Source organism: Pirellulales bacterium (genome assembly GCA_019636345.1).
Taxonomy (GTDB): Bacteria; Planctomycetota; Planctomycetia; order Pirellulales; family Lacipirellulaceae.
On sequence record JAHBXQ010000011.1, the window covers coordinates 62,872 to 76,184 of the forward strand.

The 13,313-nt window shown below is 65.4% G+C and carries 12 protein-coding genes; 9 read left to right on the plus strand and 3 right to left on the minus strand.

Going from position 1 to position 13,313, the window contains the following annotated elements; translation table 11 throughout:
* Nucleotides 1-42: 42 nt before the first annotated feature.
* The 5 genes from KF688_18765 to KF688_18785 all read left to right on the plus strand — a co-directional run bounded on the left by KF688_18765 (nt 43) and on the right by KF688_18785 (nt 6,776).
* Nucleotides 43-720 (plus strand): Maf family protein, encoded by a 678-nt coding sequence (locus KF688_18765; protein MBX3427728.1) that lies wholly within the window; start codon nt 43-45, stop codon nt 718-720.
* A 156-nt stretch (nt 721-876) separates the two neighbouring features.
* Complete coding sequence (locus KF688_18770) at nt 877-1,863, plus strand: Gfo/Idh/MocA family oxidoreductase (GenBank protein ID MBX3427729.1); 987 nt, start codon at nt 877-879, stop codon at nt 1,861-1,863.
* Between the two features lie 283 nt (nt 1,864-2,146).
* Nucleotides 2,147-4,207, plus strand: coding sequence for a transketolase (gene tkt / locus KF688_18775; GenBank protein MBX3427730.1), 2,061 nt, complete (start codon nt 2,147-2,149; stop codon nt 4,205-4,207).
* 180 nt (nt 4,208-4,387) lie between these two features.
* On the plus strand, nt 4,388-5,713 hold the full coding sequence (locus KF688_18780; protein MBX3427731.1) for a hypothetical protein: 1,326 nt from the start codon (nt 4,388-4,390) through the stop codon (nt 5,711-5,713).
* 19 nt (nt 5,714-5,732) lie between these two features.
* Complete coding sequence (locus tag KF688_18785; GenBank protein MBX3427732.1) at nt 5,733-6,776, plus strand: tRNA-dihydrouridine synthase; 1,044 nt, start codon at nt 5,733-5,735, stop codon at nt 6,774-6,776.
* On the opposite strand, the gene KF688_18790 is transcribed toward KF688_18785, so the two are convergent.
* The 3 genes from KF688_18790 to KF688_18800 form a co-directional block, all read right to left on the minus strand.
* Nucleotides 6,740-7,216: a DUF2721 domain-containing protein gene (locus tag KF688_18790; protein MBX3427733.1), complete on the minus strand. Its 477-nt coding sequence runs from the start codon at nt 7,214-7,216 to the stop codon at nt 6,740-6,742. The genes KF688_18785 and KF688_18790 overlap by 37 nt on opposite strands.
* Before the next feature lie 60 nt (nt 7,217-7,276).
* The gene (locus KF688_18795) at nt 7,277-7,441 is read right to left on the minus strand and encodes a hypothetical protein (protein ID MBX3427734.1); all 165 of its coding nucleotides are present in this window, start codon (nt 7,439-7,441) and stop codon (nt 7,277-7,279) included.
* 69 nt (nt 7,442-7,510) lie between these two features.
* Nucleotides 7,511-9,109, minus strand: a complete 1,599-nt coding sequence (locus KF688_18800; protein MBX3427735.1) for a sodium-dependent transporter — start codon at nt 9,107-9,109, stop codon at nt 7,511-7,513.
* Between the two features lie 333 nt (nt 9,110-9,442).
* Here KF688_18800 and KF688_18805 point away from each other — a divergent pair, with 333 nt between their 5' ends.
* The 4 genes from KF688_18805 to sufB all read left to right on the plus strand — a co-directional run bounded on the left by KF688_18805 (nt 9,443) and on the right by sufB (nt 13,302).
* Nucleotides 9,443-10,117 (plus strand): winged helix-turn-helix transcriptional regulator, encoded by a 675-nt coding sequence (locus KF688_18805; protein MBX3427736.1) that lies wholly within the window; start codon nt 9,443-9,445, stop codon nt 10,115-10,117.
* Nucleotides 10,118-10,210: 93 nt separating this feature from the next.
* Nucleotides 10,211-10,831, plus strand: coding sequence for an NADH-quinone oxidoreductase subunit NuoB (gene nuoB, locus KF688_18810; GenBank protein MBX3427737.1), 621 nt, complete (start codon nt 10,211-10,213; stop codon nt 10,829-10,831).
* A gap of 93 nt (nt 10,832-10,924) precedes the next feature.
* Nucleotides 10,925-11,737, plus strand: a complete 813-nt coding sequence (gene sufC, locus KF688_18815) for a Fe-S cluster assembly ATPase SufC (protein MBX3427738.1) — start codon at nt 10,925-10,927, stop codon at nt 11,735-11,737.
* A gap of 149 nt (nt 11,738-11,886) precedes the next feature.
* Entirely contained in the window at nt 11,887-13,302 is a 1,416-nt protein-coding gene (sufB, locus tag KF688_18820) for a Fe-S cluster assembly protein SufB (GenBank protein MBX3427739.1), read from the plus strand.
* Nucleotides 13,303-13,313 lie beyond the last annotated feature (11 nt).

Genomic DNA, 13,313 nt, shown 5'->3' on the forward strand with positions numbered 1-13,313 from the left:
GGTCCATGGCCGTCAGCCAGTTGCAGATCTGCTTGGGAGACCATGCCGAATTTGCCTTCCTTGATTCTCGCCAGCGGGTCGCCTCAGCGTCGACGGCTGATGGCCGAGGCGGGCTATCGGTTTACAGTGATGCGGCCCGACGACCACGTCGAGTGCGGCATCTGCTCGACCGGCGGTCCCGCGGCCCTGGTCGCCGAGTTGGCCGCGGAGAAAGCGGCGCACGTCGCCGCTCGGCTGGCGCAGGGCGAGCTTCCTTGGTCCGATGACGGACAAACCTCCGTGTCGGTCGTCGCCAATCAGGCCGCATCAGCCTTGATTGTCGCCTGCGACACGGTCGCCGAATGCGAAGGCCATATCCTGGGCAAACCCCATGACGAGGCCCACGCCGCCGACATGTTGCGCCGCTTGCGCGGCAATCGCCACCGCGTGTACAGCGGATTATGCCTCTGGCCGTGGGGGGGACCCGACGCCCCAGTCCCTGTGACGCGGTTGGCGGTCTCGGAACTGTTCATGGAGTCGATTTCCGAGGACCAGCTCGAGGAGTATCTCGCCAGCGGCCTGTGGGAAGGCAAGGCGGGCGCCTTCGGCTACCAGGACCGCCACGGCTGGCTCCGTCTCGACAGCGGCAGCGAGTCGAACGTCATCGGTCTTCCGCTGGAACTGCTGGCCGAAATGCTCGCCGACCACGATCGGTCGCTCTCGGGAGAGCGGGAGAGGTGACGCCTCGCTTCCTCCTTGCTCCAGCCGGTTCGACCCCTGCCAAGCGCAGGCTGACGTTTCGATCCGAACTGTCAGCTGATTGCCCCTGCGGATATACTCTCGACAGCACAGTTCCTCTGCTCGTTCTTGCCCCATGACGGACGTCGGCGGTCATCCATGAAGGTCAAAGTCGGAGTTGTCGGCGTCGGGTCCGACTGGGAGTCGCGGCGATTGCCGGCGTTGCGGGCGTTGCCGGACCGATTCGAAGTACGGGCCGTGTGCGACCCGGTCGGCCACCGTGCCGCCCAGGCCGCCCGCACGTTGCAGGCCGACGTTCATGACGGATTCCGGACGTTGATCGCGCGGGACGACGTCGAGGCGATTTTGCTGTTCGCCGACGAGTGGTACGGCGCGCTGCCGCTTTACGCAGCGTGCGAAGCGGGCAAGGGGATCTACTGCGCCGCCGCCCTGGAGTTGCGCGACGAGGAGGCCGCCGACCTCCGCGACCAGGTTCGTGAGTCGGGGGTCGCCTTCATGGCGGAGTTTCCCTGTCGGCTCTCTCCTGCGACGTTGCGGCTCAAGGAGCTGATCGCCACGAAGCTCGGCCGGCCGCGGCTGCTGTTCTGCAATCGTCGCCAGTTGGTCGGCTCGACCCCCGCCGACACCGAACCATGCGAGCACGACCTCATCGAACTGATCGATTGGTGCCGGTACATGGTCGACGACGAGCCGTCGTCGCTGTTGGCGTCGATGCACTGCAGCGCCAAGGGACCGTCGGATTACTTTTCGCTGAGTCTCGACTTCTCCCCGGTCGGCGACGTGGGAACAGGACCGCTGGCGATCATCGCGTGCGGCGAGTACGTCGCCCCGCAATTCGACGAATCGCTCGCCTATCGTCGCCCCGCCGACATGAAGGTCGTTTGCGAACGAGGGATCGCATTTCTTGACTTGCCGTCGACCTTGATCTGGTTCAACGACGCGGGACAGCACTTCGAGCGGCTCGAACACGAGCGCCCCGTCGGCGAGCAGATGCTGCTCCACTTCCACCGGGCCGTGGAAAGTCTCGTCCTCAAAACGGCGAGTCTGGAAGACGCCCACCGCGCGATCGCGATCGCCCACAAGGCCCGCCTGTCGGCCCGCAACGGCCAGCGGGCGCTGTGCTAAGATTCGGGCCCAGGGTTGCCCGGTGAAACTCGGGCGAAGGCGCAAAGCCCGGCGCAGGTTGAGATCAGAAAGCCACGCCAAGCTTTGCGCCTTAGCGCCTTTGCGTGATTCTCCTAGCGCAAATGCTTGCGGGTTCGGCGCAGTTTTTTGCGCGGAATCGTCCCGTGTCGCCTGCCCGGAGGCGTGGCGGCGTCTCGTCGCCGGGGAGGTGATGAGTTATCTTGAGGGGCTGTCGTCGCCGCGATGGCGATTCCTCCCCGCACAGCCCTCCGCACGCCTTGCCATGTCGACCGTTTCTCAGGATCTCTCGCAACTGACGATCAACACGATTCGCACACTGTCGATGGACGGCGTGCAGGCGGCTAACTCAGGGCACCCAGGGACCCCGATGGCCCTGGCGCCGGTCGCCTATCAGGTGTGGACCGAGGCGTTGCGGTTCGACCCCGAGGCGCCTCGGTGGCCCAATCGCGATCGGTTCGTTCTGTCGTGCGGCCACGCGTCGATGCTGATTTATTCGCTGTTGCATCTGGCGAGGGTGAAGAAGCTCGACGCCGCCGGCGCCCCGACCGACGAACTGGCGGTGACGCTCGAGGATCTCAAAAGCTTCCGGCAATGGGGAAGCCGCACCCCAGGGCATCCCGAGTTCGGGCACACCTACGGCGTCGAGACGACGACCGGCCCGCTGGGCCAAGGTTGCGGCAACAGCGTCGGCATGGCGATCGCCTCGCGCTGGCTCGCGGCCAACTACAACAAGCCGGGCTTCGATCTGTTCGACTTCAACGTCTATGCCCTCTGCGGCGACGGCGACATGATGGAAGGGGTCACTTGCGAGGCCGCTTCGCTTGCCGGGCATTTGAAGCTCTCCAACCTCTGCTGGATCTACGACGACAACAAGATCACGATCGAGGGCGCCACGACCCTTGCATTCAGCGAGGACGTCGCCACGCGGTTTGAGGGGTTGGGATGGAACGTCGTGCGGGTCGACGACGCGAATGACTTGGGCGCCTTGAGCGGCGCGCTGGCCAGTTTCGCCAAGTGCGACGACGCCCCCACGTTGATCATCGTGCGGAGCGTCATCGGCTACGGAGCCCCGAAGAAGGCCGGCACCCACGGCGCCCATGGCGAGCCGCTCGGCCCCGACGAGGTCCGAGCGACCAAGGCCGTGTACGGCTGGCCGGAGGATGCCCAGTTCTTGGTCCCGCCCGAGGCGCCGCAGCAGTTCGCCGAGACGCTGGGGCAACGGGGCGCCAAGGGTCGGCAGGCGTGGGAGAAGCTGTTTGCCGAGTACAAGAAGCGGCACCCGGAGCTGGCCGAGCAAATCACGCTGATGCAGTCGCGGGAACTGCCGGCCGAATGGGACGCCGACCTTCCCGAGTTTCCCGCTGATCCCAAGGGCGCCGCGACCCGCGCCACGGGCGGCAAGGCGCTCAACGCCTTCGGCAAGAAGATCCCCTGGCTTGCCGGCGGTTCGGCCGACTTGGCCCCCTCGACCAAGACGCTGCTCGAGTGGCCCGAAGCGGGGCACTTCGGCCCCGACAACTACGCGGGCCGCAACTTCCACTTCGGCATCCGCGAGCACGCGATGGCCGCCGCGGTGAACGGAATGTGCCTGTGCGGCATTCGCGGTTATGGCGCCACGTTCTTCGTGTTCAGCGATTACTGCCGGCCTTCGATCCGGCTCAGTTCGATCATGAACCTGCCGGCGTTGTACGTGTTCACGCACGACTCGATCGGCGTCGGCGAGGACGGCCCGACCCATCAGCCGGTCGAACAACTCGCCGCGGTGCGGGCGATCCCCGGCGTTGTCGTGCTGCGTCCCGGCGACGCGAACGAGTCGGTCCAGGCGTGGCGTGCCGCGCTCAAGGAAACGCATCGGCCCGCCCTGTTAATCCTCACCCGACAGAACATGCCGACGTTCGACCGGACCAAGGTTGCATCGGCCGAGGGGGTGTTGCGCGGCGGTTACGTGTTGTCCGACGCCCCCGACGGCAAGCCGCAGGTCGTGCTCATCGGCACGGGAAGCGAGCTGTCGCTGGCGGTGGCGGCCCAGGAGAAGCTCGCCGCCGAGGGGATTACGTCCCGGGTCGTCAGTCTTCCCTCGTTCGAGTTGTTCCAGGACCAGGACGCCTCCTACCGCGAGTCGGTCCTCCCCGCCGCGATCAAGGCCCGCGTCGCCGTCGAGGCGGGCATTCGCCAAGGCTGGGACCGATACCTGGGGGACCAGGGCGAGTTCGTCGGGATGCACGGCTTCGGCGCCTCGGCCCCGGCGGGAACCGTGTACGAGAAGATGGGGATCACCGTCGACGCCGTCGTCGCCGCGGCGAAGAAATCGCTCCAGGGGTAAAGTCCCTTTGCCCCGGGCGGTTCGCGAATCGTTGCCGAGGAACCGATTTTGCGCAGGCCCGGCAGTTTCTCTAGCTTGCCGCGCCATTGACTCCCCCTCCCTGCCCTGCCACGCTATTTGTTCGGTGCGGAGGCCTCAATCGGTCTCGCTGGCGTATTCGGAATCGTTGTGCGGAGGTCCATGATGCAGGCGTGTTTCGCGGTGTTGGCGCTCTTGTTGTCCAGTCAAGTCCAAGGAGGACGCTACGACGCCGAGCCGGCCGCCGAAGCTGCGGCCACGCCTGAGACCGCGGTCCCCGATCCCGCCGCTCCTGCTGAGCGGCCGCAGTTCCAGTACGTCGACCAGCCGCAGGGCGCCCCTGCGGGCAACGTCCTGCGAGCGCAGCCGACGCCGCAGCCGACGCTTCCCGCCGGTTTCACGCCGCACGCTTCCTCGGCCGGAAACTTCAACGAGGAGCTCGTGCAGCCTTCGGTGACGCCGCTCGACGCCCAGGCCGACAGCGCCGCCGCCGTCTCGCGGCCGCGCGAGTTGATGCAACTCGTCCTGGAGACGCCCCCGACGGGAAGCCAGCTTGCCGGCACGCCGATCGAGTTGATGACCGCGGTCGCCGGCGCTACGGGCCGTCGCGAGCAGACGCAGCTCGCTACGGCGTATTGGGACCTCTCGGCCGCTGTGGCCGACTACTATCTCGCGCTGCAGGAGTCCGCGGAGCTGCGCTCACTGGCTGCCGGAATTGCGGCGCCGAACGAGTCGTGGAATCGCGCTGCGGGTCAGTTGCAGGTTCGCTTGGCGACCGCGCTGAAGCGGGCCCAAGCCGCTCAGTCGCGGCTGCAGGGTCTCATGGGTCCCGCTGCCGGAGACCGCGTGCCGTTGCCCGCCGACGCTCCGCACGCCGGGCGCTACGACACGCGCTACGAGGAGATCTTCGCGGATCGCGACGATCCCGCGGCGCTGCAGTTGCATGATCTGATCCCCGCTGAGTTCGACAACATCTCGCGGCTGTGCGACGCGGTAGTCGAAGCCGACCTGTGGCTGCAGCGCGGTCCCGGCTCCGCGAATGATCCCGGCGGCGAGCATGTGCTGCGAGCCCATGAGCTGCTGTCGCTCCGTCGTCGCGAGTTCGTCGAGGCGGTGCGGCAGTACAACCAGCACATCGCCGAGTACAGCGAGCTGGCCACTCCGGGCCGCGTCGAGACGCGGCGTCTGGTGGCGATGTTGATCAAGACCTCGACGACGGCCGGCTCGGCGCCTGTCGGCGGACGTTTCGACGCTGCGGTTCAGGGGGCCAGCGCCTCCGAGCCGATGCTCGCCAACGACGCCGCCGAGGCGGAGCGGCTCCCCGCAGTCCCTCCGACCTACGCTTCCGAACAGGACGCCCCGCAACAGGCGGCGCCCGAGGCGGAAGAGACGCGAGTTCGCCGTCCGATCCTCGACAATCTGCGAGATCGCGAGCACTCGATCCTGCGCCGCCCGTTGAACCGGCTTCGCGGCGACCGTCGCGGCTAGGGTTCGCAGGGCGTCATCCATGATCGCTCCTCCGTCGCCGTCGAGCGCCTCCCCGGTCGTCGTCGCGGCGCCGTTTTACATCGGCTCGCTCAAAGTCGACCCGCCGATCCTGCAGGCCCCGATGGCGGGGTTCACGAACTTCGCCTTTCGGCAGATCGTGCGCGAGTTCGGCGGCGTCGGGCTGTTGGCCACCGAGATGGTCAACGCTCGCGGGTTCGTCTGGCTTGACGAGCAGGAGGCCGAGCACCCCGACCGGCTGTGGGGCGTGGCCGACGAACCGCGCCCGCTGGCCGTGCAGATCTGGGACAACGAGCCGGAGACGCTCGCCAAGGTCGGGGCCCGGCTGGCCGGCGAATACCGCGTGAGCGTCGTCGACATCAACTTCGGCTGCCCCGTGCGGCAGGTCACGCAGAAGGCCCATAGCGGGTCGTACCTGTTGAGTTTCCCCGAACGGATGGGGGCGATCATCGAGCAGGTGGTCGCAGCCTGCGCCCCGACGCCGGTCACGGCGAAAATTCGCCTGGGGTGCGCCCGCGATCGGATCAACGCGATCGACGTCGCCCAGGTGGTCGAAGGGGCCGGCGCCGCGGCGCTGACCGTCCACGGTCGCACGGCGGCCGACATGTTTCGCGGCTCGGCCGATTGGGATCAGATCGCGGCAATCAAGCCGCATCTCAAGCGGATTCCGCTGATCGGCAACGGCGACCTCGACGCGCCGCAGAAGGTGGTCGACGCCTTTCGCCGGTACGACGTCGACGGGGTGATGATCGCCCGGGCGGCGCTGGCCAAACCGTGGCTTTACGCCCAAGCGGCGGCCGCGGTGCGCGGTGAGCCGATCCCCCCCGAGCCGACGCTCGCCGAGGAGCGCGCCCTGCTGGTCCATCACTTTGCGCTGGTGCGGGCGCGATTCGGCGACGAGCGAGCCTGCGTGCTGATGCGCAAATTCGCCTGCTGCTACGCCCAAGGTCGCCCCGGCGCCCGGGAGTTTCGCAAGCAGATCGCCGTGATCGAAACGCCCGAACGATTCTACGACGTCGTCGAGCGCTGCTTCCCCCGCGATTGAGCGGTCCGCGGAGCCATGTCGGTCTCCAACGCCAGTGCGTGCAGCGAGCGTTGGATGTCGCGCAGGAAAAACAGGATCGCCGCGCCCACCGAGCCGAGGCAGCCCACAAACAGCCCGCCGACTAGCGGGGCTGCCTGCCACCGCATCACCGCGGCGAGGAACAGCACGATGACGAGCATCGCGGCCAGCAAGGCCGACGAGGCGGCCAGAAAGATCGCCGTCCGCAGCAGTCTTGCTCGGATCCAGAGGATTCGCAGTTGAGCGTCGTTCTTGGCTCGATCGCCGTGAGCCTGACGGTTGAATTCGATCAACTCGCGAGTCCGGTCGATGACCCGACCGAACCGATTGGTCATCGTCAGCAGCAACAGGCCGACTGCGGAGATCAAGATCGCCGGCCCGACGGCCACTTGGAGGACGGGCGCCAGTTCTTCGAGCGGCATAAGGCGGGGCGGGGTACGGCGGGAGGCGGAGCGGAGTGCGCCGAGACGTGACGCGGCGAATCAATCGGCGTCGTGGGTGTCTCGGGTGTCGATCTCCAGCGGGGCTTTGAGGTGGGATTGAACCACCTCCGCCGGCAGCGTCAGCATCCGCCAGAAGCAGAACCCGGCCAGCGACAGGACGAATCCCAACGAACCGCACATAATGGCCCAACCGGCGGAGGTCATAAGCGGTGCTCCTTGTTCGAAGCTCAGGCGAGGTTGAGTCGCGACCCGGACAGACGGGAAGCGTGTTGGCTAGTGGTCCGAAGACCGTTCCCGCGGCTCATGGCGTTCGGACGTCGACTCCAGTTTCCCCTCGCGCTCCCACCGCTTGCCGGCGATGTGCACGAGGATGAGCAGGAAAACCAACACCGTGGCGATCACCATGACCGCGTACTGCGGCACGCCGGGGGTGCTGAGCGTCTTGGCGTACTCTGGCCCCTGGGTGTAGCAGATGCCCGCGAAAATCGCCAGCAAGTAGACCGGCGTCACGTACTTCAACACGTACTGCACGATCCGCGGCACGCGGATGTGGGCGCCGCGGTGGAGTTCCTTCTCGCCCTCTTCGATTCCCAGGGCCCAGCCGTAGATCAGCGATTGGATCATGGCCAGGATGAAAATCAGCACGGTGCCGACCCAAAAATCGAGCGTGTCGAGGGCCGCGATGTCCTTGGAAAAGAACACGACGAACCCGGTGCCGAAGGCGGCGATCAGCCCCAGCAGCGTCACCGAGGCGTGCCGCTTGAGCCCCAATCCCTCCTCGAAAAAGGCGATCACCGGTTGCAGCATCGAGACGCTGCTGGTGATGGCCGCGAGAAACAACATGAAGAACCAGCAGAAGCCGAAGAATCGCCCGGCGGGCATCTCGGCAAAGACGCAGGGGAGTGCGTGGAATCCCAACGCGAACGACGACCCTGTGCTGTCGCGCATGGTCGCGCCAAGGAAGATAAACGCCGCCGGCAGGGTGATGAGTCCGCCCAGGCAGACCTCGAAAAATTCGTTGACGCTGCTGGCCGCGAGCCCGCTGAGGGCAATGTCGTCGTCCTTCTTAAGATAGCTCGAGTAGTTGACGATGATCCCGAAGCCGACCGAGAGGCTGAAGAAGATTTGCCCCGAGGCGGCGAGCCATGTCTTGGGATTCCAGAGCTCTTCGGGCTTGGGATTCCACATCTCGCCGAGGCCGGCGATCACCTTCTCGCCGTCGAGCGTCAGAACCCGCACCAAGACGCACAGGGCGCACATCGCCATCAGCGGCATGGCGAACTTGCAGAACGTCTCGATCCCCTTGGCCAGACCGCGGTAGATGAACACGAAGTTCAGCGTGAACACCGCAGCCAAAATGACGACCAGCGAGTTGTTGCCCCCCTCGTAGATGAAGCCGTCGGTCCCGGCGCCGACGAAATCGACGAAGTGTTCCTTGTACGCCGCGGGCTCGCCTTTGATCGACTCCATGTTGCCGACCAGGTAATCCCAGGCGTAGCCCAGGCACCACGCCTCAATGTGGACGTAGTACATGTAGATCACCAGCGGGATCAACAGCGCGATCGAACCGAAGTAGCGAGCCAGCTTGTGCCGCCAGATGACGCTGTAGATCCCCGGGGCCGAGTTGAACCCCTTTCCCCCGCCGTAGCGGCCCATCGTCCACTCGGCCCAGCAGAGAGGGATCCCCAACAAGAGCAGCGAGATGAAGTAGGGGAGCATGAACGCTCCCCCGCCGTTCTGGGCCGCGTTGCCAGGGAACCGGAGGAAGTTCCCCAACCCGACCGCTGACCCCGCCACCGCCAGGATGACCCCGATCCGTGACGCCCACTGGTCGCCGGCCGGTTTGACGCGCGGGGCGGGCTGGTTCGACATCGGCTCGGTCCTTTGCGAAATCACGAGTCCCGGCGACAGGGCGCCGCTGGCGGGTCGTTCCTGCCAAGCGGCGGCGAATCGCTGCTGTCACAAGCGCCGCCCAGGAACTGCAGTCGGCAAGCCGCAGCAGGTCCCTCTTTTATCGAATAAGCTGTTTTCGATCAACAAGTTACGACGTCAAAATAAAACCAGTTGTCTATTTGAAAAATAGGCGGTTGTTAAAAATAGCCACTCCGATATGATTAAACGAACAGCCGGCGAGCGTCTCCGCGGGCGTGGAGGCCCGTGGATTGCGGCTTGAGAGGCGTTACCAGCGATCTGCGATCGCGACCCATGATGTCGGCCGTCAGCGAAACCACCGACCGGACGATCCTCGACCGCCTGCGGCGCGAGCCGACGGCGACCGTGCAGTCTTTGGCCGACTGGCTCGGGGTCACGGCGACGGCTGTCCGCCAGCGGCTGACGCGGCTGATGGACCAGGGGCTCGTCGAGCGGACCGCCGAGGCGGCGGGGCGCGGGCGACCGACGCATTACTACCGAATTACCGACTTGGGCCGTCGCTCGGCCGGGAACAACTACAACGAATTGGCCGTGGCCCTCTGGGAGGAAATCCGCTCCGTGCGCGATCCCGAGGTCCGGCAGGGGCTGTTGCAGCGGATCGCCGTTCGCGTGGCCGACCTGTATCGCGACCAAGTGACGGGCGACTCCGCCGACGAGCGATTGGCGAGCCTCGCTCAGTGGATGTCCGACCGCGACATCCCGTGCGAGGTGGGTCACGATGGCGAAACGCCGGTGATGGCCGCGCTGGCGTGCCCTTACCCCGATTTGGCCGAGCAGGACCGGGGGGTGTGCGCCATGGAGAAGATGGTGTTCGCCGAGTTGGTCGGCGCGGGGGTGAAGCTGAGCGCGTGCCGGCTCGACGGAGCCGATTGTTGCTCGTTCGTCCCTTCGGGCTCGATCGTCGCAACGCCGCAAATCCCCCCGGAAACCCCGCTGGAGAGCGCCTAGTCGCTTGCTAGCTCGAATGTTACGCTGGCTGGGCTACCGACCTTTTCAGGCCGGCCCCCCGTCCCGCGAACAAGGTATTCAGGACCGAGTGCGATGTCGCAACCATGGATTGAAGGGCGTTTCGAGGAGAACGTCATCACGACGACCGTCGAGCAGGCCATCAACTGGGCCCGGCAGTCGAGCGTATGGCCGCTGACCTTCGGACTGGCCTGTTGCGCGATCGAAATGATGGCCGCCGGGGCGAGCCGATACGACTTGGACCGGTTCGGCGCAGGCGCCTTCCGGGCGACCCCGCGGCAGGCCGACCTGATGATTGTCGCCGGGACGGTGACCTACAAAATGGCGAGTCGGGTGCGGCGGCTTTACAACATGATGCCTGACCCCAAGTTCGTCATCGCGATGGGGGCCTGCACGGTCGGCGGGGGGCCGTACTTCAAGTACGGCTATCACGTCGTGAAGGGAGTCGACCTCGTCGTGCCGGTCGACGTCTACGTGCCGGGTTGTCCCCCGCGTCCCGAGGCGCTGCTCGAAGGGCTGATGAGAATCCAGGACAAAATTAAGGGGCATCGCATCGCGAAGCGCGCCGGCACGACCGGTCTGGGTCAGCTTGGCGAGAAGCTCGATGACGAGTTGCCGATTCCCCACCACAGCGGTTACGTGTCGACCGCGATTGACACCGAGCCGCTGCACGACCATCAGAAGATTGCTCCGTAGCGTCGTCCGCTGTTCGTCGGCTCCGTGGAGCCGAACTGTCACGAACGACTTTCGACGCCGATCACCAGTAACCAGTCGCTAAACACCGCCCCCATGCTCGAAACGCTCAAAATCACCGACCTTCATGTCGCCGTCGAAGGGAAGCCGATCCTCCGCGGCGTGAACCTCGTCATCAACCGCGGCGAGGTGCACGCCCTGATGGGCCCGAACGGCTCCGGCAAGAGCACCCTCGGCAACGCGATCATGGGACACCCGAATTACGAGGTGACCGGCGGCGCGATCGAGTTGAACGGCGAGGACGTCCTGGCGATGGACCCCTCGGAGCGCGCTCGGGCGGGCGTCTTCATGGCGTTCCAGCGCCCGATGGCGATCCCCGGCGTGAAGCTCGCCGACTTCCTCCGCCACGCGACCACCAACGTCCGCAACCCGGCCCGCAAGGAAGGGGAGGAGCTGATCCCGATGCGGCAGTTCCGCAAGGAGCTGACCGAGAAGATGGAACAACTGCGGATGGACGTGGACTTTGCCCGCCGCTACGTCAACGACGGGTTTTCGGGCGGCGAGATGAAGCGGGCCGAGATATTGCAGCTCGCCATGCTGCGGCCGAAGTTCGCGATCCTCGATGAAACCGACAGCGGGCTCGACGTCGACGCGGTTAAGCTGGCGAGCCAGAGCATCGCCGAGATCGGGGGCGCCGAGATGGGCATCCTGATCATCACCCACCACGACAAGCTGTTGGAGCACAACGCCCCGGACTTTACGCATGTCATGCTCGGCGGGCGGATCGTCGAAACCGGCGGCGTCGAACTGGCCCGCGAACTGTACACCCAAGGTTACGACCGCATCCGCGCCGCTTACCCCGCCGCCGCGGCCGTAGGCGACGAGATGACGACCGTCGCGACGGCTTGAGAGCTTCGCCGCGCAGTTCGCGGCGAATGCAGAGAGAGAGGCCAAGCAGATCGAAGCGATTCGCTCGCTGAGAACTCTTGGCGCTCCCTGGCGACGGCAAGGTCGCGACGAAGACGAGTTTCCCCCCCCATTTCGCGTAGGCAGCAATCATGGCCACCGACCTGAGCGAAGACGTCCATCCTGTCGCGTTGGGCGAAATCAACAAGTACGATTTCGTGACCCCGGCTCACGACGTGTTCAAGTCGCGCAAAGGGCTTGATCGCGAGATCGTGGCTCAGATTTCCGACATGAAGCAGGAGCCCGCGTGGATGCGCGATTTCCGGCTCCGCTCGCTGGAGATCTTCGAGTCGAAGCCGATGCCCCAATGGGGCGGCGCGATCAACATCGACTTCCAGGACATCTACTACTACCTGAAGCCGACCGAAGGCCAAGGCAAGACCTGGGACGACGTTCCCGCCGAGATCAAGGAAACGTTCGATCGTCTGGGGATTCCCGAGGCCGAGAAGAAATTCCTCGCCGGCGTCAAGGCGCAGTTCGAGAGCGAGGTCGTCTACGGCTCGCTGCAGGAGGACCTCGGCAACAAGGGGGTCATCTTCACCGACACCGATACGGCGGTTCGCGAGCACAGTGACCTGTTGCGGGAGTATTTCGGCAAGATCATCCCGCCGGAGGACAACAAATTCGCGGCGCTCAATTCGGCCGTGTGGTCGGGGGGCTCGTTCATCTACGTCCCCAAGGGGGTCAAGATCGAGTTCCCGCTGCAGGCCTATTTCCGAATCAACGCCGAGCGGATGGGGCAATTCGAGCGGACGTTGATCATCGTCGACGAGGGCGCCGAGGTGCACTACGTCGAGGGGTGCACGGCGCCGATGTATTCGTCCGAGAGTCTCCACTCGGCGGTCGTCGAGGTGATCGTCAAGAAGAACGGTCGCGCGCGATACACGACGATCCAGAACTGGGCGAACAACATCTACAATTTGGTCACCAAACGGGCCGTAGCGTACGAGAACGCTCTGATGGAGTGGATCGACGGCAACCTGGGAAGCCAGCTCACGATGAAGTACCCGGCCGTCTACATGATGGAACCGGGCGCTCGGGGCGAGATCCTGTCGATCGCCTTCTCCTCGAAGGGGCAACACCAGGATGCGGGCGCCAAGGTCGTCCACTGCGCCCCGCACACCAAGAGCCGGATCATCTCCAAGAGCATCTCGAAGAACGGCGGCCGCAGCAGCTATCGCGGTCTGTGCAAGGTCGAGGAGGGCGCCACCGACTGCAAGAGCAACGTTGTGTGCGACGCTCTGATCCTCGACAGCGCCAGCCGCAGCGACACCTATCCCTACATTGAGGTCGAAGAACAGGACGTGCAGGTCGAGCACGAGGCGAGCGTCTCGCGGATCGGCGAAGAGCAACTCTTCTACCTCATGAGCCGCGGGCTGACCGAGGCCGAGGCGAGCTCGATGATCGTCAGCGGGTTCATTGAGCCGTTGATCAAGGAGTTGCCGATGGAGTACGCCGTCGAGATGAACCGGCTGATCGAGCTGCAGATGGAAGGGTCGGTGGGTTAAATCGCCATCGT

What these genes read in the sequence shown, in the direction of transcription:
- KF688_18770 (MBX3427729.1), top strand. Translation starts at nt 877, where the DNA reads ATGAAGGTCAAAGTCGGAGTTGTCGGCGTCGGGTCCGACTGGGAGTCG.
- nuoB (MBX3427737.1), top strand. Translation starts at nt 10,211, where the DNA reads ATGTCGCAACCATGGATTGAAGGGCGTTTCGAGGAGAACGTCATCACG.
- KF688_18805 (MBX3427736.1), top strand. Translation starts at nt 9,443, where the DNA reads ATGATGTCGGCCGTCAGCGAAACCACCGACCGGACGATCCTCGACCGC.
- KF688_18795 (MBX3427734.1), bottom strand. Translation starts at nt 7,441, where the DNA reads ATGACCTCCGCCGGTTGGGCCATTATGTGCGGTTCGTTGGGATTCGTC.
- KF688_18785 (MBX3427732.1), top strand. Translation starts at nt 5,733, where the DNA reads ATGATCGCTCCTCCGTCGCCGTCGAGCGCCTCCCCGGTCGTCGTCGCG.
- KF688_18790 (MBX3427733.1), bottom strand. Translation starts at nt 7,216, where the DNA reads ATGCCGCTCGAAGAACTGGCGCCCGTCCTCCAAGTGGCCGTCGGGCCG.
- sufC (MBX3427738.1), top strand. Translation starts at nt 10,925, where the DNA reads ATGCTCGAAACGCTCAAAATCACCGACCTTCATGTCGCCGTCGAAGGG.
- KF688_18800 (MBX3427735.1), bottom strand. Translation starts at nt 9,109, where the DNA reads ATGTCGAACCAGCCCGCCCCGCGCGTCAAACCGGCCGGCGACCAGTGG.
- tkt (MBX3427730.1), top strand. Translation starts at nt 2,147, where the DNA reads ATGTCGACCGTTTCTCAGGATCTCTCGCAACTGACGATCAACACGATT.
- KF688_18780 (MBX3427731.1), top strand. Translation starts at nt 4,388, where the DNA reads ATGATGCAGGCGTGTTTCGCGGTGTTGGCGCTCTTGTTGTCCAGTCAA.
- KF688_18765 (MBX3427728.1), top strand. Translation starts at nt 43, where the DNA reads ATGCCGAATTTGCCTTCCTTGATTCTCGCCAGCGGGTCGCCTCAGCGT.
- sufB (MBX3427739.1), top strand. Translation starts at nt 11,887, where the DNA reads ATGGCCACCGACCTGAGCGAAGACGTCCATCCTGTCGCGTTGGGCGAA.